The sequence below is a fragment of the Protofrankia sp. Cr1 genome, assembly GCF_963555865.1.
GTDB lineage: Bacteria > Actinomycetota > Actinomycetes > Frankiales > Frankiaceae > Protofrankia.
Genome location: NZ_CAUVXO010000098.1, coordinates 1 through 1372 on the forward strand (window position 1 = coordinate 1; position 1372 = coordinate 1372).

3 protein-coding genes and 1 pseudogene are annotated in these 1372 nt (G+C 69.8%); 1 reads left to right on the forward strand and 3 read right to left on the reverse strand.

Annotation, left to right across the window (positions count from 1 at the left end; translation table 11 throughout):
- Window positions 1-148: 148 nt before the first annotated feature.
- A complete protein-coding gene (locus U9980_RS10645) occupies window positions 149-370 on the forward strand; it encodes a hypothetical protein (RefSeq protein ID WP_322767767.1) in 222 nt (73 codons plus the stop codon).
- Between the two features lie 62 nt (window positions 371-432).
- Here the strand turns inward: U9980_RS10645 and U9980_RS28510 are convergent.
- From U9980_RS28510 to U9980_RS10655, 3 genes and pseudogenes are all read right to left on the reverse strand, one after another.
- Window positions 433-750: pseudogene (locus U9980_RS28510) on the reverse strand (SUMF1/EgtB/PvdO family nonheme iron enzyme); the annotation flags it as partial.
- A 2-nt stretch (window positions 751-752) separates the two neighbouring features.
- On the reverse strand, window positions 753-1154 hold the full coding sequence (locus tag U9980_RS10650; RefSeq protein WP_322767768.1) for a PIN domain-containing protein: 402 nt from the start codon (window positions 1152-1154) through the stop codon (window positions 753-755).
- Window positions 1142-1372: AbrB/MazE/SpoVT family DNA-binding domain-containing protein (locus tag U9980_RS10655; RefSeq protein ID WP_322767769.1), on the reverse strand; the 231-nt coding region annotated here is incomplete at its 5' end. The genes U9980_RS10650 and U9980_RS10655, both read right to left, overlap by 13 nt.

Genomic DNA, 1372 nt, shown 5'->3' on the forward strand with positions numbered 1-1372 from the left:
AGAACGCTACGGTCTGACGCCGGGCGAGGTCCGCCGCCGCGCCCTGAACCCGGACTCCACCTAAACGGGCTCTTCGCACCTGGCCGGAGGGTGTTTGGGACAGTCCCGACGATGACCAGCCCGGCCTCGGCGAGGAACGGGCGGACCTGTGCCCACGGTCGAGGTGGCACCGCGGGTGACGTGCCAGTGGCTGCGCGCAGCAGACGAGGTCGAACCGTCGATCGTGGGCGATCGCGTCGAGTTCGGCGGCCAGCCCGGATGCCTGCGCGAGTGCGGCGTCGAATGTGTCGGGGTGCAGCAACGGTGGAAGGTGCAGGCTGTGCAGCCGGACGACCCGCCGGTCCTCGGGCTGCCGGCCCGGCGGCGATGATGGTGACCGCGTGGCCGAGTTCCGCCAGGCCGTCGGCGAGCGCGGCGATGCTGCGTTCGATCCCGGCAGGCTCGTCGAACCGGTAGGGGGCGAAGGGTCGATGTCCACTCCCACACGTTGCCGGCAACGTCGCGGAGCCCGTCCGGTGTCGCACCAGCCGGGTGCAGATCTACCGGAGTGGGCTGGCCGTACCGGGAGCCGCGCAGGTTCGCCCGCGCCGGTGTCCGCTCCTGGTCACCCCAGGGATAGCGAGGCTGGGGTGGGTAGATCGCGAGGCGGAGGAGGGAGTCACCCTGGTGTTGGGTGGAGACCGACGGAGCCGGGGTACCCGTGCCTCGCGAAGCGATGGACGGGGAGCGATGCGGCGAGCCATTGCCCACGTCTACCGGACAACCTCGACCCGATCGTCAAGACTCTGCCAGCGTTTGTCGCCGGTAAGTATGGTTTCAGCGCCGACGACGTCGGCGGCAGCAAACACGAGCGCGTCCGGTAGCCGTAGGGACTGGTGCCGCGCCCGCCGTAGCGCGGCCGCAACCGCGACAGCTTCGTCCACAGGATACGGCGGCCCGAATGCGGCGGTAGTGAGCCGTCGGCGCACGGCAACCTCCTCCTCGCTCCGGCGCGCGGCACCGACGAGCAACTCGGCCAGCACGCTCGCCGGTAGCACGAAACCATCACCGGCGTCGCGCCGACGGCGGGCCGCCTGGACCGCACCTGTGTGCAGGGAGTCATCGGGGTCGAACAACGCAAGGACCACGCTCGTATCGAGGACTACCGCTCCCATTCGTTCCTCAACGCGTCGAGATCGGTCATGGCGGACGACCCCGGAGCAGAGCCGATCAGCTCCTCAAGAGGATCATGGACAACGGTGAGGACGAGCCTGCCGCGTCCATCGGCGGTCACCCGGAGTTCGTCGCCGGGACCGAGCCCCGCCTCCCGAAGCACATCGACGGGCAAGGTGACCTGGTGCTTCCGAGAAACCCGGGTGACACCGGGCCGTCG

What these genes read in the sequence shown, in the direction of transcription:
- U9980_RS10650 (WP_322767768.1), bottom strand. Translation starts at nt 1,154, where the DNA reads ATGGGAGCGGTAGTCCTCGATACGAGCGTGGTCCTTGCGTTGTTCGAC.